The organism is Brevundimonas sp. FV2ps16 (assembly GCF_058681075.1).
Window position 1 is genome coordinate 2,173,847 of the sequence record NZ_CM178728.1, and the last position, 21,423, is coordinate 2,195,269.

17 protein-coding genes are annotated in these 21,423 nt (G+C 66.8%); 13 read left to right on the forward strand and 4 right to left on the reverse strand.

Annotated elements, in window-relative coordinates; translation table 11 throughout:
- Nucleotides 1–3 precede the first annotated feature (3 nt).
- From ACW170_RS10525 to ACW170_RS10540, 4 genes are all read left to right on the forward strand, one after another.
- Complete coding sequence (locus ACW170_RS10525; protein ID WP_492086641.1) at nt 4–624, forward strand: aspartyl/asparaginyl beta-hydroxylase domain-containing protein; 621 nt, start codon at nt 4–6, stop codon at nt 622–624.
- Nucleotides 621–2,552, forward strand: a complete 1,932-nt coding sequence (locus ACW170_RS10530; RefSeq protein WP_492086642.1) for a sulfotransferase — start codon at nt 621–623, stop codon at nt 2,550–2,552. The genes ACW170_RS10525 and ACW170_RS10530 overlap by 4 nt, the downstream gene beginning before the upstream one ends.
- A 4-nt stretch (nt 2,553–2,556) precedes the next feature.
- A complete protein-coding gene (locus ACW170_RS10535; RefSeq protein ID WP_492086643.1) occupies nt 2,557–3,507 on the forward strand; it encodes an aspartyl/asparaginyl beta-hydroxylase domain-containing protein in 951 nt (316 codons plus the stop codon).
- Nucleotides 3,508–3,585: 78 nt separating this feature from the next.
- Entirely contained in the window at nt 3,586–5,385 is a 1,800-nt protein-coding gene (locus ACW170_RS10540; RefSeq protein WP_492086644.1) for an acyl-CoA dehydrogenase, read from the forward strand.
- On the opposite strand, the gene ACW170_RS10545 is transcribed toward ACW170_RS10540, so the two are convergent.
- From ACW170_RS10545 to ACW170_RS10560, 4 genes are all read right to left on the reverse strand, one after another.
- On the reverse strand, nt 5,386–5,991 hold the full coding sequence (locus ACW170_RS10545; RefSeq protein ID WP_492086645.1) for a biliverdin-producing heme oxygenase: 606 nt from the start codon (nt 5,989–5,991) through the stop codon (nt 5,386–5,388).
- Nucleotides 5,992–6,059: 68 nt separating this feature from the next.
- Nucleotides 6,060–7,226 (reverse strand): glutathionylspermidine synthase family protein, encoded by a 1,167-nt coding sequence (locus ACW170_RS10550; protein WP_492086646.1) that lies wholly within the window; start codon nt 7,224–7,226, stop codon nt 6,060–6,062.
- A gap of 3 nt (nt 7,227–7,229) precedes the next feature.
- On the reverse strand, nt 7,230–7,970 hold the full coding sequence (locus ACW170_RS10555) for a PspA/IM30 family protein (RefSeq protein ID WP_035305458.1): 741 nt from the start codon (nt 7,968–7,970) through the stop codon (nt 7,230–7,232).
- Between the two features lie 15 nt (nt 7,971–7,985).
- Nucleotides 7,986–8,681 carry a YjfI family protein gene (locus tag ACW170_RS10560; RefSeq protein WP_492086647.1) on the reverse strand — a complete coding sequence of 232 codons (696 nt, stop codon included), beginning with the start codon at nt 8,679–8,681 and terminating at the stop codon, nt 7,986–7,988.
- Between the two features lie 78 nt (nt 8,682–8,759).
- Here ACW170_RS10560 and ACW170_RS10565 point away from each other — a divergent pair, with 78 nt between their 5' ends.
- The 9 genes from ACW170_RS10565 to ACW170_RS10605 all read left to right on the forward strand — a co-directional run bounded on the left by ACW170_RS10565 (nt 8,760) and on the right by ACW170_RS10605 (nt 21,195).
- The gene (locus tag ACW170_RS10565; protein WP_492086648.1) at nt 8,760–9,806 is read left to right on the forward strand and encodes an ion channel; all 1,047 of its coding nucleotides are present in this window, start codon (nt 8,760–8,762) and stop codon (nt 9,804–9,806) included.
- A gap of 2 nt (nt 9,807–9,808) precedes the next feature.
- Entirely contained in the window at nt 9,809–10,456 is a 648-nt protein-coding gene (locus ACW170_RS10570; protein WP_492086649.1) for a DUF2491 family protein, read from the forward strand.
- Between the two features lie 24 nt (nt 10,457–10,480).
- On the forward strand, nt 10,481–10,894 hold the full coding sequence (locus ACW170_RS10575; protein WP_492086650.1) for a DUF350 domain-containing protein: 414 nt from the start codon (nt 10,481–10,483) through the stop codon (nt 10,892–10,894).
- Nucleotides 10,895–10,899: 5 nt separating this feature from the next.
- Complete coding sequence (locus ACW170_RS10580) at nt 10,900–11,532, forward strand: DUF1190 domain-containing protein (protein WP_492086651.1); 633 nt, start codon at nt 10,900–10,902, stop codon at nt 11,530–11,532.
- A 180-nt stretch (nt 11,533–11,712) separates the two neighbouring features.
- Nucleotides 11,713–14,481: a TonB-dependent receptor gene (locus ACW170_RS10585; protein ID WP_492086652.1), complete on the forward strand. Its 2,769-nt coding sequence runs from the start codon at nt 11,713–11,715 to the stop codon at nt 14,479–14,481.
- Between the two features lie 193 nt (nt 14,482–14,674).
- Entirely contained in the window at nt 14,675–15,181 is a 507-nt protein-coding gene (locus ACW170_RS10590) for an RNA polymerase sigma factor (protein WP_492086653.1), read from the forward strand.
- An 84-nt stretch (nt 15,182–15,265) separates the two neighbouring features.
- Nucleotides 15,266–16,273 carry a FecR family protein gene (locus ACW170_RS10595; RefSeq protein ID WP_492086654.1) on the forward strand — a complete coding sequence of 336 codons (1,008 nt, stop codon included), beginning with the start codon at nt 15,266–15,268 and terminating at the stop codon, nt 16,271–16,273.
- Between the two features lie 199 nt (nt 16,274–16,472).
- Nucleotides 16,473–19,331, forward strand: coding sequence for a TonB-dependent receptor (locus ACW170_RS10600; protein ID WP_492086655.1), 2,859 nt, complete (start codon nt 16,473–16,475; stop codon nt 19,329–19,331).
- A 37-nt stretch (nt 19,332–19,368) separates the two neighbouring features.
- A complete protein-coding gene (locus ACW170_RS10605) occupies nt 19,369–21,195 on the forward strand; it encodes a Ca2+-dependent phosphoinositide-specific phospholipase C (RefSeq protein ID WP_492086656.1) in 1,827 nt (608 codons plus the stop codon).
- Nucleotides 21,196–21,423: the final 228 nt, after the last annotated feature.

Genomic DNA, 21,423 nt, shown 5'->3' on the forward strand with positions numbered 1-21,423 from the left:
GCCATGACCGTCGCGCCCGCCGCCAATCCGCGAAAGACCGCGACGATCCGCAGGTTGGGGACGGTCGATATCGGCGCCCTGCACGCCGCCGTGCTGGAGATTCCGGAAGCCGTCTGGGATGCGGAAAACCACAGCAAGCCGAATAAGTTCGAGGTGCTGGATCAGACCCGGCATATCGTGTTCCGGTTCGTCGACAGTCCGCGCGACTGGCGAGGTTCGCACGATCGTTCGCTCTGGGCGGCGTGGCGCGCGCTGCTGGAGCCGGTGCTGGGGCAGGCGGTTCAGGCCTATGGCTATGGACGCGGCGTCTTTCCGCGCGTGATGCTGGCCCGGATGCCGGCGGGGGGCGTGATCCATCCGCATATCGACGCCAATCCGGCCGCCAAGTGGCCGCACAAGATCCATGTGCCGATTACGACCAATTCTGAAGTCGTCTCCTTCTTCGGCGGGCAGGAGCACAGGTTCCCGGTTGGAGAGGCGGTGGAGGTCAATAATCTGGGCCCGCACTGGGTGCGCAACGGCGGCGCCACCGACCGTATTCATCTGATTTTCGAATACTATGACGCGGACCAGCCGGATCCGGACTGGCTGGCGCCGCTGCTGGCGGTCGGCGCGCTGCGATGACGGCGGCGGCTGAGATCGACGGCGGGGCGACGCAACGCGATGACCTGTTGCGCCGGGCGAGAGACCTGCGCGTCGCGCGTCGCGCGCCCGAGGCGCTAGCGGTGCTGGACCGGTTGCAGGCCCTGTATCCTCGGTTCAGCCGGGGGCTTCAGGAACGCGGCCATTGTCATGTCGTGATGGGCGATGCGACGGCGGCGCTGGAGGCGTTGCGAGAAGCGGTTCGGCTGAACCCCAGCCTGCCGGCCAGCTGGGACATGCTGGAACAGCTGCACCGGATGCGGGGCGAGGCCGTGCCGGCCGACGGCGCGGCGCAGAGGCTGGCGATGCTGAGGCGTCTGCCGCCGGAGATCGTGGCGGCGGACAGTCTGTTGGCCGATGGCGATCTGACGGCGGCCGAGACGGTCATCCGTGATGTCCTGGATCGCCAGGGGCCATCGGCGGGGGCCTTGCGTCTGCTGGCGCGTATCCGCGAGGCCTCCGGCGCCTCGGACGAGGCGCAGGCCCTGCTGGAGGGCGTGCTGGAAACCGCGCCGGATTATGACGCCGCGCGCTTCGACTACGCCATGATGCTGTTGCAGCGGCAGAAGCCGCAGGCGGCGCGGCGCGAGGCGGAGCGGCTGCTGGAGCGAGAACCGGAACGGCGAGACTATCTGAAACTGTTCGCCGCCGCCTGCGTCGCCCTGGGCGACTATGAGCCGGTGATCGAGATTTATCGGCGGCTGCTGGACGGGGCGCCCGTGGTCGGCGCCGAGACGGCGGAGCTGAGGCTGTGGCGTGCGAACGCCCTGAAGGTCACGGGTCGGCTGGGGGAAGCGGTGGCCGACTATCGCGCCGCCCTGGCCGCGCGGCCCGACTATGGCGTGGCCTGGTTCAGCCTGGCCAATCTGAAGACCCACAGCTTCTCTGATGCTGACATTGAGCGGCTCAAGGCCGCGGCGGCGCGGCGGGACCTGCAGGAGATGGACCGGGTCTATCTGGCCTTCGCCCTGGGCAAGGCGCTGGAGGATCGGGCGGATTATGCCGGTTCGTGGCGTTGGTACGCCCAGGGCAACGGGGTCCGGCGTTCGCTGGGCCGGTACAGGCCCGAGGTCGCCGAGGCCTGCGCCGTCCGCACCGCCCAGGCGTTGACGGCCGAGGTGTTCGCCAACCGCGCCGACTGGGGCTCGCCGGACGCCGATCCCATCTTCGTTCTGGGGTTGCCGCGTTCGGGATCGACTCTGATCGAACAGATCTTGGCTTCGCATTCCCAGGTCGAGGGGACGCAGGAGCTGACGGAGATCGGTCGCTACGCCGGCGAACTGTTCGGGCGTGATCCGGATTGCGGTCTGCCCGTGCGGCCGGAGGGGGCGCTTCAGCTGTCGGCGGCGGAAACGCGCTCTTTGGGCGAGCGTTTTCTTGCCGAGACGCGAACCTATCGCCGGGAAGGTCGGCCCTTCTTCATCGACAAGATGCCGAACAATTTCTGGCATATCGGCCTGATTCATCTGATCCTCCCGAAGGCGAAGATCATCGATGTGCGGCGCGAACCCATGGCCTGCTGCTTCAGCAATCTGAAACAGCTGTTCGGCACGACCAATCAGGAATTCACCTACGATATCGACCACATCGCCCGCTATTACCGTAGCTATCTGGACCTGATGCGGCATTGGGACGAAGTGCTGCCGGGACGCGTGCTGAGGGTCCAGTACGAGGATCTGGTCGAGGACCTCGAGGGCGGGGTGCGGCGGATGCTGGAGCATTGCGGACTGGCGTTCGAACCGGCCTGTCTGGACTTCCATCAGACCCGGCGCAGCGTGCGCACGCCCAGTTCCGAACAGGTGCGGCGACCGATCAGCCGCGACGGCCTGGCGCAGTGGCGCAACTACGAACCCTGGCTCGCGCCGCTTCAGACCGCGCTGGGCGACGCCTTGATCCGTTACAGGGACTGACCCCATGCGACTGTCGCAGCCCTTCTATCAGCTTCCGGTCCTGTTCGACGTCGAGCGTCTGCAGGCCGAGGTTGCGGCCCTGCCGAACGAGGCGTGGGGGCCGCATCCGGATCGCGTGCACGGCAACAGCGCGGCGCGCCTGATCAGCGCCGGCGGGGCGGAAACGGATACGGTTCACGGGCAGATGGCGCCGACCCGATGGCTGGAGCAGATGCCCTATCTGCGTCAGGTGCTGGCGGGCTTCGGCGTAGTGTGGAGCCGGTCGCGGCTGATGCGGCTGGCGGCCGGCGCCGGCGTGCCGGAACATGCCGACATCAACTATCACTGGCATACGCGGGTCAGGCTGCACATCCCGGTCTTCACACGGCCCGAGGTGCGTTTCCATTGCGACGGCGAGGCCGTGCACATGGGGGCGGGCGAGGCCTGGATCTTCGACAACTGGCGCCGGCACCATGTGGAGAACAGGTCGGAGGCAGAACGGATTCACCTGGTCGCCGACACCACGGGCACGGCGTCGTTCTGGCAGTTCGCCTGTGGGAAGACGCCGCCGCGCGATCAGTGGCGGACGGTGGGCTGGGATCCCGCCGCACGGCCTCAATTGTTGACAGAGGCCGACCAGAGGTTCGCCATCATGCCGGCGGCGGAGGTGCAGTGGCTGGTGGACGATCTGTGTCAAGAACTGACGCCCGCCATCGACAGCGTCGAAGCCCAGGCGCGCGCCGATCGGTTCCGGGCGGCGTTGGCGGGCTTCGTCCAGGATTGGCGCCAGCTGTGCGCGCTGCACGGCGTCAGCGGGCGGGCGCGACCCGACTTCGTGCGTCTGGCGGGGGCCGTGCATCAGGCCGTCAGGCCGCTGGCGGCGGGGCTGGTGATGCGCACCAATGGCGCCGGCGCCCTGCTGGTGCTGGAGAAGCGGGTGCTGCAGCATCTGGTCGCGGAACAGGGCGTCGGCTGAGCGCGCGCTTGCCGCCTTAAGGACAGCGACCTAGGCTGGCGGGGTGTCGCCGTAAGGCGGCGTCTCCGGAGCCTTCGCATGTCCGACGCCTCGCTGATCCTGTCCCGGCGCGATCTGGATTTCATTCTGTACGAATGGCTGGAGGTCGAGCGGCTGACGCGGCGGGCGCGGTTCGCGGATCATGATCGGGTGTCGTTCGACGGGGTGCTGGATACCTGCGCCCAGCTTGCGACGCATATGTTCGCGCCGCACAATCGCAAGGCCGATCAGAACGAGCCGACGTTCGACGGCGAGCGGGTGACGATGATCCCCGAGGTGGCCCAGGCCCTGGCGGCGTTCCGCGAGGCGGGCCTGTTCTCGGCGTCTCAGGACTACGAGCTGGGCGGGCTGCAACTGCCGAATGTGATCGAGCGCGCCGGGTTCGCCTGGTTCCAGGCGGCCAATGTCGGCACGGCTGCCTATCCCTTCCTGACCATCGGGGCGGCCAATCTGCTGAAGACCCATGGCACGACCGCGCAGATCGACGCCTATGTGCGGCCGATGCTGGAGGGACGGTTCTTCGGCACCATGTGTCTGTCGGAGCCCCAGGCAGGCTCGTCGCTGGGCGACATCCGCACCCGCGCGGTTGCGCAAGGAGACGGCAGCTATCGGCTGTTCGGATCGAAGATGTGGATCTCGGGCGGGGATCACGACCTGTCGGAAACCATCGTCCATATGGTGCTGGCGCGGATGGAAGGCGCGCCGGCGGGGGTGAAGGGGATTTCGCTGTTCGTGGTTCCCAAACACCTCTTGGACGAGGCCGGCGCGCCGGGCGAGCGCAACGACGTCGTCCTGGCCGGGCTGAACCACAAGATGGGCTATCGCGGCACGACCAACACCCTGCTGAACTTCGGCGAGGGGCGGCATGCGCCGGGCGGGCAGGGGGGCGCGGTCGGCTGGCTGGTCGGGGCGCCGCATCAGGGGCTGGCCGCCATGTTCCACATGATGAACGAGGCGCGGATCGGCGTCGGGGCCGGCGCGGCGGCCCTGGGCTATACCGGCTATCTGCACGCCCTGGACTATGCGCGCGGCCGGCCGCAGGGACGGCCCCTGTCGGCCAAGGACCCCGCCAGTCCGCCCGTCCCGATCATCCAGCACGCCGATGTGCGCCGCATGCTGTTGGCGCAGAAGTCCTATGCCGAGGGGGCGCTGGGGCTGAACCTGTATTGCGCGCGGCTGACTGACGACCAGACGACGGCCGAGGACACGGCCGAGCGGGAGCGGGCCGGGCGGCTGCTGGACATGCTGACCCCCATCGCCAAGAGCTGGCCGTCGCAATGGTGCCTGGAAGGCAACAGCCTGGCGATCCAGGTGCTGGGCGGATACGGCTATACCCGCGACTATCCGGTCGAGCAGTTCTATCGCGACAACCGGCTGAACCCGATCCACGAGGGGACGCACGGGATCCAGGGGCTGGACCTGCTGGGTCGCAAGGCGATCATGGACGGCGGCTCGGGCCTGAAACTACTGGGCGAGACGGTGATGGCCACGGTGGCGCGGGCGTCAGCTGATCCTGATCTCACCCCCTATGGCGAGGCCCTAGCCCAGGCCATGGGCCAGATCGGCGAGGCGACAGCGACGGTGTGGCGGGACGGCGATCCCGAGCGGGCCCTGGCCAACGCCTCGACCTATCTGGAGGCCGTGGGTCATGCGGTTCTGGCCTGGATCTGGCTGGAGCAGGCGCTGGCGGCGGCGGGTAAGAGCGGCGACTTCTACGATGGCAAGCGCCAGGCCGCCCGCTACTTCTTCCGCTGGGAACTTCCCAAGATCGGGCCGATGCTGGACCTGCTGGTCAGCAAGGACGACACCACCCTGGCGATGCAGGACGCCTGGTTCTGATCAGGCGGCGGCGGTTCCGGGCCAGAAGGTCCGGTCGACTAGGCCGCGCACGCGGCTGAAGGCGGCGGAGGCGCCGGCCATGACCCGCGCTTCCTCATCCACCGTCAGGTCGAGGACGTCGAGGGCGGCGGTGAAGCTGCGCCAGTGGTTGGCGCGGCCCTCGGGCGAGGCGGCCAGATGTCGGGCGCCGAATTCTGCCGACAGGCCCAGGCCTGCGGCGGCCTTCAGCAGGAAGGCGGCGCCCAGGTTCGATCCCTCGGCCACATAGAGCCAGCCCAGGGCTGTGGGCGCGTCCACCGGTTCGCCGGGTTCAAACCGGGGGTGTTCGCCTTCCGGGGCGGGGGCGGCCTCGAGATCAGCCAAGTCCGCGCGGACTTGCTGGTAACGGCGGCGGTCAGCCAGATCGGGAATCTTCGTCGCCAGCTCGGGCGTGTCGTAGAGGGCGGCGATGTCGCGGTGGAACAACTGCTGGACCCGCAGAAAGTCCGCATAGGCGTCCCGGCTGGCGAAGGGTTCGGCCTTCATGATCGCCTGGTCCAGTCCGTCATGAACGCCATGGGTCGCCGCCTTCAGACGCCTGGCGCGGCTAGTATCGACTTCGGTCATCAAAACGCCTCGGGTTACTGAGGCTGGAGCTAATCTAGTTGGGAACGACTCGCAAGTAGGTCGGGGCGTCACGGGCGGATGAAATGCGGCACGAAGCGCGAGGAGTTGCGGGTGATGCGGCCCGTGTCCTCGCGCAGGCTGATGCCGGCGGGCTCGGTTCCCACGACCCAGGAGCCGACGATGACGTGGTTGCCGTCGAACAGGGGCGGATTGCAAAGGGCCTGGCGGATGTAGCGCCCCTCGCCATAGCCGCCGTCCACGACCTCGGCTGCGCTGAGCCCCTGGTCGATCAGTTCGACATTGTCGCCCTCGCGCGAGAACAGGGGCTTGCGGACATAGGAGGCGCCCAGGGCGCTTTCGGCCGGATCGCCCTCGAAATAGGACTCCAGCAGATTGGGATGGCCTTTGTGCCGTTCCCACAGCAGGGGCAGGATGGCCTTGTTGGACAGGATGCTCTTCCACGCCGGCTCCAGCACCGTCACGTCGGCGGTGGGCAGGGGGGCGGCGTATTCGTCGCGCAGCATCTGCTCCCAAGGGTAGAGTTTGAACATCGCCTGGATGATCCAGTTCTCGTGGTCCACGAACCGGCCGTCAGCGTTCAGGCCGATCTGGTCGATGGCGACGAACTGAGGCTCCAGCCCGGCCTGACGCGCCAGGTCTTCGAGGAAGCGCACGGTCTGGCGGTCCTCTACGAACTCAGCGTCGGAGGCGAAATGGACAAAGCCGCCGTTGGGGAAGATGGCGCGGAAGCGGTCGACCAGCTTCTCGTGCAGGCTGTTGAACTGGTCGGCGTCGGCGGGCAGGGCGCCGGCCGCGATCTGGTCCTCCAGCCACAGCCACTGGAACACCGCCGTCTCATAGATGCTGGTCGGAGTGTCGGCGTTGTATTCGTACAGCTTGGCCGGGCCCGAGCCGTCATAGGCGAAGTCGAACCGGCCATAGAGGGACGGGTCGCCCCGTTTCCAGCTGGCGGCGACGTAGTCCCGCATGGTCTCGGGAATATCGAGCTGCTCCATCAGCCGCTCGGACTGAACGGCCTCATTGACCAGTTCCAGACACAGGCCGTGCAGTTCTTCGGTCGGCGCTTCGATCCCGTTCTCGATCTCGGGCAGCGAGAAGGCGTAGGCCGCCGTCTCGTCCCAATAGGGTTTGCCGTCGGTATGGCGCCAGGTGAAGCCGAGTTCTTCGGCCTTGGCGTCCCAGTCGGTGCGGGGATCGAAGCGCAGACGCTCCATGGTTCAGGCCGGGTCCTTGTCGGGGGTCGATTGGCCGATGCGCGGCGTGACCACGGTCACGTCCGGCTGGCTGAGGCGGGCCAGAACGTCGTCGGCCGACGAATGGCCGGGCAGGATGCCGGCTTCGCGCAGCTTGGCGTCCAGGTCGGCGCCGGTGCGGCGGTCTTCCAGGGCCTGGCTGGCGTTCAGTTTTTCTTCCTGGATGGCCTGGCGTTGCTTGATGCGTTGCAGGCTGTCCGCCGCCGAGCCGATGCGCGACTGGGCGCCGGCCGAGTTCAGGGCGACCGAGGTCTGGGCGCGCTGGACGGAGTCGTTGACCTTGACGATGTCGATCTCGCGACGAAGCGTCTCGATCTTCTGGTCGGTCGAGGCGATGGCGGTGCGCAGGCGCGTTTCGGCCGTCTTCATGTCCTCGATCAGCGGGCCACGGCTGGTGATCTCGACCTCCAGCTCGGCGATGCGGCCGGCGACTTCGCGGGCGAGGTCGGTCTTGCCCTGGCCCAGGGCCGAACGGGCCGAGCTTTCGTATTTGGCGATCTGGTCCCGGAAGCTGGCCATTTCGTTCTCGGCCATGCGGCGGCGGGCCACCAGGCCGGCCAGGTCGTCGCGGGCCTTGCCCTGGGCGTTGTCGGCGTCGCGGATTTCTTGGTCGAGGATCTTCAGCGCATTGGCGTCGACGACGCCCTGGGCGGCGTCATGGGCCGAACCGCGGAACAGGGCGGAGAGTTTTCTGAGCATGGACATGGTCGGGTCTCCGGATCAGGCGGCTTCGGCGCCGAAGGTTTCACGCAGTTCGGTGGCGTCGATCGCATTCTCGGCCAGGGTGCGCAGTTCGATGAGGATGGTCTGCAAGGTCGTCTTGCACGACAGTTCGCCCATCAGCTCATACACGTCTTCACCGCCGACGTTGGTAATGGCGAAGTTGGACAGGGGCACCACGCGCTGGGCCTTCAGCAGGAACTCGTTGAAGGCGTGGCGGTCAGCCTGTTCCGACACGGGCCACAGCAGGACCGAACAGACGATCTGGGCGCCGCCGACGCTGAGATAGACCGGCAGGTCGCCGTATTCGTGCATGGTGGCCAGCAGCACGGGGTCCGCCCCCTCAAGCACGCGCAGGGTCATTTCCCCTTCACGCAGCAGGGCCGACTCGTCCAGCGCCGCCTTGATGGCGGGCACGGTCCAGGGTGTTTCGATCACGGCGTCCATAGGGTGTTCGTCTCCAGGGGTGGTGGGATCAGAAGTGGGGCGGCGCGAGCGGCCGGCAAGGCGCTGAGCAGCAAGCCGGGGGCCGCGGGTGGAATCCGTGACGATGGCGCGGACAGCAGCCTTCACATCGTCGCGAGCAGATTCGGGCACCCAGAGCTCCAGCTTCACCATGCCGGCCGCCCGACGCGCCTGTCGCCACGCACGAATGCGATCATTGGCGGCGGAGGAGGGCGGAGCGGCTGAGGGCATGTTTCATGAAACGCGTAACATGAACGCTTGACTTCGCCTAGGGGTCTGCGGTCAGGTGGCCTTGAAGAAGGGGATGGCATGCTGCTGCCGAGGATGAAACTGGCGCTGATCTTCGACCGGGCGTTTCACGCCATGGCCGATATGCACTGGCGGATGCTGACCGGGCTGATCCTGTTTCACGCGGTTTCGTCCTGGCTCCTGCTGGCCTTGGCGGGAGAGACTGAGCTTCATCCGCCTGTAACCTTCATCTACTGGTACGCGACAACGGCCTATACCGTAGGTTATGGCGATCTTAGCCCGCAAGGCGTCGCAGGGCGTCTGGTCACCGCGATCTGGATCTTTCCCGGCGCCATTGCGGCCTTCACCACTGTGGTGGCCAAGGTGCTGGGGGCCATCGGCGACATCTGGCGTGCGCGACGAGCCGGAAAGGGAGACTATTCCAAGATGACCGACACGATCATTCTCATCGGCTATCACCCGACCCGAACGGCCAAGATGATCGGGGAGTTGTGCGCTGAGTTGAACACGACCCAGACCCTGGTCCTGATGACGCGCCAGGTCATCGCCGATCTGGATCCGCGGGTCCGGTACGTCCAGAGCGAGAGCCTGACGTCCTCCGAAGGCTTGGCTCGCGCCGGAGCGGCGACGGCAAGCCGGATCCTCGTGTACGCCGACACTGATTCCGACACCTTGACCGCGACCCTGGCGGCGTCCGCCGTGGCGCCGAAAACGGCGCATATCGTCTGCTTCTTCGAAGACGCCGACAGCGCGCGGCTTCTGGCTCAGCACTGCCCGCATGTTGAGATCGTCCTGTCGTCCGGTCCGGAGATGCTGGCGCGCTCGGCGCGTGATCCTGGCTCCAGTCAGGTCATCAGCGCCCTGACCAGCCAACTGGATGAAAGCGCCACCCTGTTCAGCCTGAAATGGCAGGGGGCGGCGCGATCGGTCGGCACGCTGACCCAAGGGCTGCTCCAGCATCGTGCGACCCTGCTGGCGCACCAGCCGCAGGGCGTTGATGCGCCGCGTTTCAACCCGTCAGCGGAAACGGCCGTGGAGGCCGGCGACCGCCTGTTCTATGTTTCGTCGGCCCGGCTGGATCAGGCCCGCCTGGCCGGAAACGCGTAACGATGTTCAAGAAACTCTTCGGATCGTCGGACAAGGCAGAACCCGCCTCCAAGCTGGCGACGGTGCGCAATATCACCGTGGGCCGCACCGTGTCGCTGGACCCGCTGGCCTGGCGCCGGCTGGGCGGTGAGACCCACTTCGTTCTGGATCGGGACGTGCTGGACATTTCGGCCCAGGGTCTGGTCAGCCTGGACAGCGGCCAGTTCGTGCATCGCTTCTATACCGACGACCACGTCATGCTTCAGGCCATGAGCGACGACGAGGCGGGGCTGGAATCCTATGACTTCAGCCTGTTCATCCCCTGGACCTCGGCCTATCCGCCAGGCGAGCGCGAGCGCCGGATCTGGCGCGACCGGCTGTCGGCGCCGGTGTTTCATGGGGCGGCCGAGGAACTGCCCGACTATCCGCGCTTCTGGTTCGCCGAGAGCGATGCGATCCAGCCGCCGGTCACCCTGTGGGAGACGATCTGGGACGACCGGGCCGCGACCACGCCCTATGCCAAGATCTTCCAGACCTGCATGCTGTATGCGCGGGAGCTTGCGGACGGGCGCGAATTGATGATCGCCCTGGAGCAACAGCCCGAGGGCGGCGAGACGACGCACGAAATCATGATCGGCATTCCACTGGAAATGGCCGAGTTCCGCGCCTGAGGGTGCACATCGAGGGCAGACAGAATGTTCGACTGGTTCATATTTCAGCAGGGGGCGATCGCCTTCATCATCGCCTTCGCGGCGGCCGGCGCCTTCACCCTGGCGTTCAAACTCGTCTACCAGTGGGTCACGCCGTATCACGAGCATACGCTGATCCGCGAAGGCAATACGGCCGCCGCCATCGCGCTGGGCGGGGCCTTGATCGGCTATGTCCTGCCCCTGGCCTCCGCCCTGTCGCATACGGTGAGCCTTATGGAGTTCGCGGCCTGGGCCCTGCTGGCCGGCATCATCCAGATCGTCGTCTTCGTGGCCATCAGCCGCATGGCGTTCCGCAATCTGGTGGCGCGCATCGAGGCGGGCGAGATCGCGGCGGCCGTCTATCTGGCCTCCATCTCCATTTGCGTCGGCTTGCTGAACGCCGCCTGCATGACGTCGTGACCGCCATGACCGACCCCAAAAAGGAACCGGGCGACCTGCCCCAAACCACCACCATGCGGCGGCTGAAGAGGTCGCGCGTGCTGCACGTCAGCAGTCTGATGGCCACCGCCAGCTTCTCGCTGGCAGCCTGCGGCGCTCCGGACGTTCCGGCGCCCCAGGCCGAGCCCGTGCCTGCCTTGGCCTATGCCTCTCTGGAGGAATGCCGCACCGCCAACGACATCCCCGACGACCAGTGCGACGCCGCCCTGGCCAAGGCCCAGGAAGACGCCGCCAAGACCGCGCCCCGCTACGCCACGCGTGAGGAATGCGAGGGCCAGTGGGGGCCGTCGCAGTGCCAGCCGAACAATCAGGGCGGCGGCTCCTTCTTCACGCCGCTGCTGGCCGGTTTCGTCGTCGGCCAGCTGCTGAACGGCGGCGGCTATCGCGGCGGCGGCCCGCTGTATCGCGACCGCCAGGACCGCTATTCGAATGGCTACGGCGGCGGCTACACCTACCGCGACTATCGCACCGGTCGCACCATCACCAACGCCCGTGAGCATGGCGATGTGGCGCGCCAGGCGCCGACGCGGGTTCAAAGCCGCACGACGGTCGTTTCGCGCGGCGGTTTCGGCGGCGGCGGGCGCAGCTACGGCGGCTGAGCCGGCGCACATCGAGGCGCATGATCGACGGCCCGCAGGATGCGCCTGCGGGCCGTTTTTCGTGTCAAAATCGGTCGAACAAGACAGGGCCGTGAAGTTTGAATGAAAAGCCCTGTCACACATTGAGGGGGGCTGAGAGCCCGTCGTTGAAGCGCCTAGAACTCACTGGGGGCTACTCAAATGAAGAACCGAATTCTGGGCACGACGGCGTTCGCCGTGGTCGCCGCAACGCCGTTCGTCGCCTTGGCGCAAGCTGCCGAACCGGCCGCCGTTACCGCGGCGAGCCAGGCCGAAGCCACGCTGGACGAGATCGTCGTCACTGGCTCGTATCGCCGCAGCCTCGAAGAGGCGGTGGACATCAAGCGCAAGACCGTCGGCTTCTCGGACTCGATCGTCGCCACCGACGTCGCCAACTTCCCCGAGCAGAACCTGGCCGAAGCGCTGCAGCGTATCCCTGGCGTGACCATCGAACGCAACAAGGGCCTGGGCCAGCGCGTCAATGTGCGCGGCCTGCCCACCGAGTTCACCTTCGTCAGCATCAATGGCCTGGCCACCGCTTCGGGCAGCGGCGGCCGTGACGTCGAGTTCGACATCTTCGCCTCGGAAATCATTCAGCAGGTCACGGTCCAGAAGTCCCCGCGCGCGGCGGACGAGGAAGGCGGCATCGCCGGTTCGGTCAATATCTCGACCGCCCGCCCGTTCGACTACGCCGGCCGCCGGGTCGTCGGTTCGGTCGAGGGCGCCTACAACTCCATCTCCGAAGAGGTCGATCCCAAGATCGCCTTCCTGGCCAGCGACACCTGGGGCGACTTCGGCGCGCTGGTGTCCTTCTCGACGGCCCGCCGCACCAACCGCACCGACTCGGAATCGGGCATCAACTTCCGTGGGATGTCTCGCTTCCTGGCGACCTCGACGGGCGCCCGGGGCACGCAGGCGGCGGCGGTTCTGTTGCGCGACGCCGGCATCTCGGTGCCGAACCGTTCCGACACCAATGTCACCAACCGCATCATCTTCCAGGACAAGGTCGGCGACCGCGCCTATCTGAACACCCAGGACCAGTGGGGCGGCACGGTGGCGCTGCAGTATCGCCCGTCGTCCAACTTCAGCCTGGCCTTCGACGCCATGGTCGGCAGCTATGAGACCACCGAGGACGAATACGACGCGGCGGCCTATTCGGCCTCCAGCCGCTCGACCCTGGAGACCATCCACGAATATGACGCCACCACCCTGGCCGACTACGGCATGGTCGTGCTGCGCGACGTCTCCTACACCCAGACCCAGCACGAGTTCCTCAGCAAGGAGCGGATCAACAACACCGACTACCAGCAGTTCGGAACCGAGCTCAACTGGAGCGGCGACAGCTGGAAGCTGCACGCCATCGCCGGCTATTCCGGCGCCGAGAAGACGCTGGACAACGCCAACCTGAAGCACGTCGCCTATGCGCCGTCGCGGACGCGCTGGACGGCGGAAGGCGGCGAGACCATTCCGAGCGCCAGTTCCGCCGGCTTTGACATGTACAGCTCGCCGTCGCGCTATCTGTTCGAGGCTTACGAGACCAACTACGAAGCCATCAACGACGACAAGTACGCCGCTCAGATCGATTTCACCAAATACCTCGACTTCAGCTTCTTCCCCGCGCTGAAGAGCATTCAGGTCGGTGCGCGCTATACGGACAAGTCCAAGGAGCGTCAGTACGGTTCGCTGAACATCCAGGGTCCTTCTGCCGGCAGCACCGCCTGGCTGAACACCCGTACTCTGGCGCAGAGCGAACTGACCCCGATCGGCGATCTGGTGCCCGGTGGTGACTACAGCATCCGAGACCTGACCTGGAGCCAGGTGTCGAACGACTACGCCCGCCGCACCTTCCGCTATGATGGCTTCTTCACCCCGTTCAACGTGGCCGACTACTACGAGGTGACGGAAGAGGTCCTGGCCGCCTACGCCATGGCCGACCTAGAGTTCGACCTGGGACCGGTGCCGGTCGCGATCAACGGCGGCGCCCGCTACATCGACACCTCGATCACTTCGTCGGGCTATCACCAGATTCAGAACCCGAACGGCTCGACCGGCTATACTCCGGCTCCGGTGTCCAGCGACGGCAGCTATGACAAGGTTCTACCCAGCCTGAACATCACGGCTGACCTGACCGACAGCCTAATCTTCCGCGCCGCGGCTTCGGAAACCCTGATCCGCCCAGCCCTGACCGATCTTGCCTACAAGCGCACGGCCAGCTGGAACTCATTCCGCTTCACCGACGGCAACCCCAACCTGAAGCCGACCTACGCCAAGCAGTGGGAAGTGGGCCTGGAGCAGTATCTGGGCGACGGCGGCCTGCTGGCGGTCTCGTACTTCTGGAAGGAAATCGAGGGCGTGGTGCGCCAGGCCCTGACGGGCACGGTGCCGAACGTCACCAAGTACAACGCCAACGGCACGATCGACGGCGTGTACGAGTTCGACGTTTATCAGCCGATCAACCAGCCGGGTTCGTATGAAGTCAGCGGCGTCGAGCTGGTCGCTGTGGTGCCGTTTGGGCAGTTCTTCGCCCCGCTGGAAGGGTTCGGGATCAACGCCAACTACACCGTTCTGGACAGCTCGCTGACCGGTAACTCGACCCTGGGCATCCCGACCCCGCCGGCTGGTCTGGCCGACAACACCTACAACGTCACCCTGTTCTACGAGAACGCCAAGTTCCAGGCGCGCGCGTCCTACAATTACAAGGACAAGTATGTCGAAGGCATCGGCTACGAGATGTATCCGATCTGGCGCGAGGGCTATGGCCAGATCGATCTGTCGGCCAGCTACAATGTGACCGACAGCCTCCAGCTCAATGTGGAAGGCATCAACGTCACCGACGAAGCGACCAAGGGCTATACGATGGATCCGTCCTTCCCGACGATGTACGAGAAGTCGGGACGCCGCATCAACTTCGGCCTGCGGATGGAGTTCTGATCCATTCCAACGCGCGACTGTCATGTTGAAGGCGGGGGGCGATTGACGTCGTCCACCGCCTTTCCCGGCCGCGAGACCGCGTTCGCCCCTTGGGGCGGCGGGGTCACGCCTCGGAACAATGCCTGGCGCGACGCCCCTTCCGCGAGGAGGGGGCGTCTTCGCATATTCTCGCCTGACGCTCTGCAAAGAGGCGATGATGGCGGTTGATCAACTCTTCGCCGCCCTGCGTCGCGACCTGATGGCCTATGTCCAGCGCAAGGGGCTGTCGGTCGAGGACGCCGAGGACGTCGTGCAGGAAGCCTTCACGCGGTTTCATCGAGCCGGACATGACCTGTCCGGCCCCGACGCCCGGCCCCTGTTGTTCGTCATCGCGCGCAATCTGCAGACGGACCGTTGGAAGGCGGCGGGCCGGACGGGTGTTCGCGGGACCGACGATATTCATTCGCTGGACGCCGGGCCGCGCGCCGTCGCCAGCGACACGCCGGCCGCCGACCAGCATCTGATCGGACGCGAGAATCTGGCCGCCGCGGCCCGGGTGATCCGCGCCTTGCCGCCGCGAACCCGAGACGCCTTCCTGCTGCACCGGTTCGAGGATCAGACCTACGGCCAGATCGCCAAACGCCTGGGCGTATCGGTGAGCATGGTCGAGAAACATATCGCCGAAGCCCTCCGTCAGCTGAAGATTTCACGTGATGGCTGAGGTGTGCGGTGAAACTGTCGTTGTGAATATTGAAGGCGTCGGCGCCGTATCCCCCAGCCGCGCTCCGGAGCGTTCTGTTCGCGCATGATCCAGCGCCTGACATCCCTGTTCGATCGTCGGCCGCAGACTGCCGAAGCCTGGCTGGCGCGCATGCGTCGGCCTGCTGTTTCCGCGCGCGACCAGGCGGCTTTCCTCGAATGGCTGGAAGCGGACGAAGACCACCTAAGCCAGTATGAGGCCGCCAAGGCCGGCCTGGCGGAGCTGTCGCCGCTGAGCGGAGCCTTCTCGGCCGATCTGGCGCGGCTGCGGGGCCGCGGAACTGCCCGGCCGCAGAGGCGCCTTTTGATCGCTGGCGGCCTGGCGACGGGCGCGGTCGCGGCTCTGGTCGGCCTTGTCCTGGTTCTCCCCGGCCTGGGCCATGAGCCGCCTGTTCAGGCGGGTCGTCTCTATGCCAGCGCGCCGGGTCAGATCACCGATGTCGCGCTTGAAGACGGGTCTCGCGTCACTCTGGACGCCGATACGCGGATTCAGGTCGCCTACGGCCGTGACGCCCGGCGTGTGGTGCTGCTGCAGGGCGCGGCCTATTTCGACGTCGCCCATGATGCCGAACAGCCCTTCCAGGTCGCCGTCGAGGATCGCCGGGTGATCGTCACGGGCACGCGGTTCGCCGTCGCATTGAGGAAGGATCAGGCTGAGGTGTCCCTGCTGGAAGGGCGGGTCGCCATCGGCCGTACGGACATCGGCAAGGCGCGCGCGCTGGAGCGGGCCGTGGCCCTGGCGCCTGGCCAGCAGGCGGTGTTCACCCCGGGACGGGACGGACTGCGGGTTCGTCGGATCGACGTCGAGGCCGCCACCGCCTGGCGTGAGCGCAGGCTGGTCTTCCACGACACGCCGCTGTCGGTGGTGATTGATGAGGCGGGACGGTACGCCGGCAGGCCGATGGTCATCGCCGATCCCGCCCTGGCCGATATAAGAGTCACGGCCGTTCTGCCCCTGACAGGCGAGGCGGGCCTGATTGATCGCATGGACGCGCTGCTGCCGATCACTGTCGAGCATACCGCCGACGGTCGCGCCCTGATCCGCGCCGACTAGGTCTATCGCAGAGCTGTCACGCAAGCGCGCTAAGCGTTGCCTCTCTGTTGTTGCTCTCTTGTCGCAAGGCACGGCCCGCGTGAAACCGCCCGCACCATCGACGCCGTTCGGTGCGCGCCGTGGCGTGGTCGCGATGGTCGCAGCCCTGTCTTTCCTGACTGCCGGAGGATGGACCTCGTCCGCCCAGGCGCAGGAGGGAATGCGCGCCTTCGACATCCCCGCGCAAGACGCCCGACGCGCCCTGGTGCAGCTCTGCGTTTCGGCAGGATGCGAACTGGCGTTTGTCGCGCCTGCGGACGAAGTGCGCCGTAGTCGCGCGGTTCGGGGTCGAATGTCCTGGCGTGCGGCCGTGCGCCAGATGCTTGAAGGAACGGGCCTGAGGCACCGGTTCATCGGCGCCCGTGGGGTGCGCGTCTGGATGGAGGCCTCGGCGACGCCCGAGCCGCTGCCTGTCCTGGCTGCTGAGCTCGAATCGATCACTGTGGTGGGGCGGTTGTCCGAGCAGATTGAAGAGTCCCTGCGCCGCAAACAGGCCGCGGATGTCATATCCGACAGCGCGTCCTCGACCCGTATCGGCGAGCTTCCCGCCGCCAACCTGGCCGAGGCCCTGCAGCGCGTGCCGGGCGTGGCCATCGAGCGCGAGGTGGGCGAGGGGCAGTTCGTCAGTGTTCGGGGGCTGGGGCCGCTGTTTCAATCGGTCACGCTGAACGGGGCGCCGGTCGCCTTCAATGAGAACATCCGCAACTCGACCCAGAGCGGCCGGCAGTTCCGGTTCCGCGCCCTGTCAGCCGATCTGCTGGCGGGGGCGCAACTGACCAAGTCTGCGACGCCCGATCTGATCGAGGGCGGGATTGGGTCGAATATCGACATCGAGACCATCGGGGGGCTGGACGGCGATCCCTTTCTTAGCGTCAGGGCGGGTGCGGCGATCGAGGCCCGCACGCGCCGGCCGGAGACGGATATCTCCGTCGCGGGGCGGTTCGTGTCCGGGGGCGGGGACTGGGGGCTGGTCGGTGGGATGTCTCAGGAGGGGCGGTCTGTCCTCTACGACCGCTTCCAAGTCGGGCGCTATACGGCGGTAAGGATCGGCGGCGACGACGTCATGGCGCCGAACGACGTCCGCACGACCGTCGAACACGAAGATCGGTTGCGGCGCAGCGTTTTTCTGGGCGGGGAATGGCGGGCGTCGCCATCGGTTCGACTGAGGTTCGACAGCCTGGTGTCGACCTTCGACAACACTATTCGAGAGGACAGGATCGCCTATGGATTGGGTGCTCTGCTGGAGGCGGCCGATGCGACGGCGGTCATTCAGGACGGCGTGGTCACGGCAGGTTCTGTTCAGGCCGGCACGATCGACAACAACACCGAATTTTCGGACCAGGCGCATCTGAACGTCGTGGTGTCCGGCGTGGCGACGGTGACGCTCGGCGAATGGACGCTCAAGCCTCGGATCAGTCTGTCCCGCGCCCAATCACGGTTGGATACGCCGCTGGAGCGGATTTCCTTTCGGTCGATTGCGCCGCCCGCCTATGGGTTTGACGTCCGCGACGCCGCGTCTGATCGGCAGGCGGCGCTGCTGGAGACCAGCCTCGACCTCACCGACGCTTCGGCCATTGTATTTAGACGGCTGGGCGTGCGGGCGATCGAATCCGTCGACGACGACCTTACGGCGCTCGTCGATGTAAGGCGTCCGGTGGATGTGCCGCTGGGCGGGATGGAGTTTGTCGACGTGCGGTTCGGCGGCCAGATCAGCGACCGGTCACGGGACTATCAGAGGCGGGATCGCGAAGCGGCGCTAAGGCCCGGTGTGGAGATGACGCCCGCCTTTCTGGGCGCGCGGGTTCATGACGGCGTATTCGACGAATTGATCCGACGCCATCCGGGACGCTGGGCTGCGGCAGACTTCGACCTGTTTCAGGATGCCTTTTTGATTCTCGGGGAAAGCGACGCTCTCAGCGTGGGCCCTGACGCCCTGGTCCCAACCGGCGCGGATCTGCAGAACTCCTACGCGGTCGGAGAGCGTGTGGGCGCTGTATACGGCCGGGCCGACTTCGAGGGACAGGCCGCCGGAACACCCTTCTTCGGCAACTTCGGACTTCGTCTGGTCACGACGCGGACGGAAGTGAACGGGGCGTTTCTGAACGCGGGGCAGAACGGCGTGGCGGCTATCCGTCCGGTGTCGCACACCGGCGCCGACACGGCCCTTCTGCCCAGTTTCAACATCGCCTTCGACCTTGATCAGGGGCGGCGGCTGCGGCTCGCCGCATCGCGGACGATGACCCGGCCGTCTCTGGCCGATCTGCGTGTGGCGACCGTGCCCGCCAGTTCCCTCGTCTCGAAGATCTACGAGCGGGGACAGGCGGAGATCGACGCTCCGTCTCCCGGGTCGATCTTCACCGGGGTCGGCGGAAACCCGGATCTCAGCCCCTATATGTCGACCAATCTCGACGCCTCCTACGAGTGGAGCTTCCCGCAGGGCGCGCTCAGCATCGCGATCTTCCACAAGGCGATCGACGATTTCATCGGCCTGGTGGAGACCCCAGAGACCCTGGTGTTCGAGACCCGCGCCGGTCCCCTGGTGCGCGCCGCGGTGCTGATGTCCCGGCCCGCCAATCTGGGGCGCGCCACCAGCCGGGGGTTGGAGATCGGGCTTCATCGCCGGCTGCCCTCCGGTTTCGGCCTGTGGGCCAGCGGCACCTTCACGGACGGCCATGGGCCTGGAGGGCGCAGCCTGGCCGGGGTGTCGCGCCTGGCCTATTCGATCAATCCCTTCTTCGAACGGGGACCGGTCGCGGTCGGCCTGTCCTGGTCCTGGCGGTCCGCCTTCCGGTCCGAGGCCGACATGCAGGGGGGAGGGGTGTCCGACTTCACTGTCGGCGCCGCCGGCTATCTGGACGCCCAGGCCTCGTTCGATATCGGATCGGGCGGCGCCTTGGTGATCGCCGCCTCGAACCTGACCGACACGACCGACCTGGCCTACGAACACGACACGCGGCGCCTGCTGCAGTTGGGACGCGTCGGACCCAGTGTGACCGCCAGCCTGCGCTGGTCGCTGTGATCATCTTTCAAAGTCTATGTGAACTCGAGGAGTGCTTATGCTCAATCTGATGGCCGCCCTGATGGCGAGCTCGGCTCTGGCCGGCGCGGCGCCGGCCTGCGACCTGGACGCCGCCGACGTGCGGGCGGCGGGGGGGGACGCCTGCGCCGAGGCCTGGATGGACCGGAGCCTGGGCATGAACGACCTGACGGCCGTGGGCACCCACAACAGCTACAAACTGCCGATCCCGGACGCCGAGCTCCAGGCCATGATCGCCGTAAATCCCGCCGCGGTCGCCCTGGACTATTCGCACCGGCCCCTGGCTGAGCAGCTGGACGCCGGCGCGCGCCAGATCGAGATCGACGTGCTGAATGATCCGCAAGGCGGGCGCTACGCCCATCCCCTGTCCGCTCTGGGCCGACCGGGGCAGGGGGCGCCGGTCAGCGCGGCCTTCGCCGAGACCATGGCTCGACCGGGCTTCAAGACCCTGCACATGCCGGACGTCGATTTCCGCAGCACCTGCCTGACCTTCGTCGCCTGTCTCACCGAAATCCGTGACTGGTCCCGCGCCCATCCGGACCACGCTCCAATCCTGATCATGCTGAACGCCAAGACAGGCGGCGCCTCCATGCCGGGGGGGACGACCCCGCTGGACTTCGACACGGCCGCCTGGGACGCGCTGGACGCCGAGGTGCGTTCGGTCTTTGACGCCGACCGGCTGATCACGCCCGATCAGGTGCAGGGACGTCACGTGACTTTGCGTGAAGGCGTTCTGGCCGGCGGGTGGCCTAAGCTGGGCGCGGCGCGAGGCAAGGTCTTCTTCGCTCTGGACGAGGGGCCCGAGAAGGTCGCCGCTTATCGGGGCGCACGCCGTTCGCTGGAGGGCCGGGTTTTCTTCGTCAATACTGACGAGGCTTCGCCGACCGCCGCCTATCTCACGCTGAACGACCCCGTCGGCGAGCAGGCGCGCATACGGGCCGCCGTGCGCGCGGGCTTCATTGTCCGCACCCGCGCTGACGCCGACACCGCAGCGCCGCGGACGGGCGACGTCACGCAACGCAGCGCCGCTTTTGCCAGCGGTGCGCAATATGTGTCGACCGACTATATGTGGCCCGATCCGCGTTTTCCCGCCTATCAGGTGCGGCTGACGGGCGGCGCGGCGGCCGTCTGCAACTCGCTGCGGACCGAGAAGCGTTGCGACGGTCTGGCGGCCGAACGGACCGGCGAGGCGGCGCCGCGGGGCTATCTGGCCCAGGTGGAGCGGCCGGATCTGACGACCGTGCTGGCTCCGCCGCCCGAGCCGGGTTCGCCTCGCGCTGTCGGGGACCGGGGAGTCTTCGTCGAGACCCGGGCCTTGCAGGGCACGCCCCGATGGGCGCTGGCGACCTCTGATGTCTCGGGCGAGACCTATGACCACTTCGCCGAGGCGCTTGGCGTGCGCCTGACGCCAGAGGAGGCTCCCATTCTTACTGCTCTGCTAGACCGGGCAGGCAACGATCGGTCGGCGGTCGGGGACGCCAAGACGCATTGGGACACAAAACGACCCTATATCGGTACGGACCAGCCGATCTGCGAAGCCAAGACCGACCACCTGGCCGGCAACCCCGACTATCCGTCCGGTCACTCGGCCCACGGCGCCCATGTGGCCATGATCCTGGCCGAACTGGCGCCCCAGCGCGCCGACGCCCTGTACGCCCGGGGCCGCGAGTTCGCCGAGAGCCGCTACGTCTGCGGCGCCCACAGCTACAGCGCCGCCGAAGCGGGCATCTTGTCGGGCATGGTCATCTATGGCGCCGAGCAACGCTCCGACGTCTTCCGCCGCGACATGGAAGCCGCCCGGGCCGAGGTGCAGGCGGCGTTGGCGCGTGCAGGGTTGGCGCAGTAGGCCTGTGTGGGGTTCCGGCGGTCGAAAGGCCGGCGGATCCCGTTTTGCTCGCGCCGCAGTGGGGCGGAAGGATGCCTCAGGCGATGAGATCGAGCCTGTCGCAACATGTCCGCCGCCGAGCATGGCAGAGACTGAAAAATTGCTTCGGTTGTCTGGAAGAACAGCCCTGAACCCGTGCGCATCCCATCCTTGATCGCCTTATATGGGCAAGCCTAGGCTTGGTATTGG

Bases quoted from the DNA above. Each gene is read 5' to 3' on its own strand.
- ACW170_RS10530 (WP_492086642.1), top strand. From the start codon at position 621: ATGACGGCGGCGGCTGAGATCGACGGCGGGGCGACGCAACGCGATGAC.
- ACW170_RS10575 (WP_492086650.1), top strand. From the start codon at position 10,481: ATGTTCGACTGGTTCATATTTCAGCAGGGGGCGATCGCCTTCATCATC.
- ACW170_RS10525 (WP_492086641.1), top strand. From the start codon at position 4: ATGACCGTCGCGCCCGCCGCCAATCCGCGAAAGACCGCGACGATCCGC.
- ACW170_RS10580 (WP_492086651.1), top strand. From the start codon at position 10,900: ATGACCGACCCCAAAAAGGAACCGGGCGACCTGCCCCAAACCACCACC.
- ACW170_RS10595 (WP_492086654.1), top strand. From the start codon at position 15,266: ATGATCCAGCGCCTGACATCCCTGTTCGATCGTCGGCCGCAGACTGCC.
- ACW170_RS10555 (WP_035305458.1), bottom strand. From the start codon at position 7,970: ATGTCCATGCTCAGAAAACTCTCCGCCCTGTTCCGCGGTTCGGCCCAT.
- ACW170_RS10545 (WP_492086645.1), bottom strand. From the start codon at position 5,991: ATGACCGAAGTCGATACTAGCCGCGCCAGGCGTCTGAAGGCGGCGACC.
- ACW170_RS10585 (WP_492086652.1), top strand. From the start codon at position 11,713: ATGAAGAACCGAATTCTGGGCACGACGGCGTTCGCCGTGGTCGCCGCA.
- ACW170_RS10570 (WP_492086649.1), top strand. From the start codon at position 9,809: ATGTTCAAGAAACTCTTCGGATCGTCGGACAAGGCAGAACCCGCCTCC.
- ACW170_RS10600 (WP_492086655.1), top strand. From the start codon at position 16,473: ATGCGCGCCTTCGACATCCCCGCGCAAGACGCCCGACGCGCCCTGGTG.
- ACW170_RS10535 (WP_492086643.1), top strand. From the start codon at position 2,557: ATGCGACTGTCGCAGCCCTTCTATCAGCTTCCGGTCCTGTTCGACGTC.
- ACW170_RS10550 (WP_492086646.1), bottom strand. From the start codon at position 7,226: ATGGAGCGTCTGCGCTTCGATCCCCGCACCGACTGGGACGCCAAGGCC.
- ACW170_RS10540 (WP_492086644.1), top strand. From the start codon at position 3,586: ATGTCCGACGCCTCGCTGATCCTGTCCCGGCGCGATCTGGATTTCATT.
- ACW170_RS10590 (WP_492086653.1), top strand. From the start codon at position 14,675: ATGATGGCGGTTGATCAACTCTTCGCCGCCCTGCGTCGCGACCTGATG.
- ACW170_RS10560 (WP_492086647.1), bottom strand. From the start codon at position 8,681: ATGCCCTCAGCCGCTCCGCCCTCCTCCGCCGCCAATGATCGCATTCGT.
- ACW170_RS10605 (WP_492086656.1), top strand. From the start codon at position 19,369: ATGCTCAATCTGATGGCCGCCCTGATGGCGAGCTCGGCTCTGGCCGGC.
- ACW170_RS10565 (WP_492086648.1), top strand. From the start codon at position 8,760: ATGCTGCTGCCGAGGATGAAACTGGCGCTGATCTTCGACCGGGCGTTT.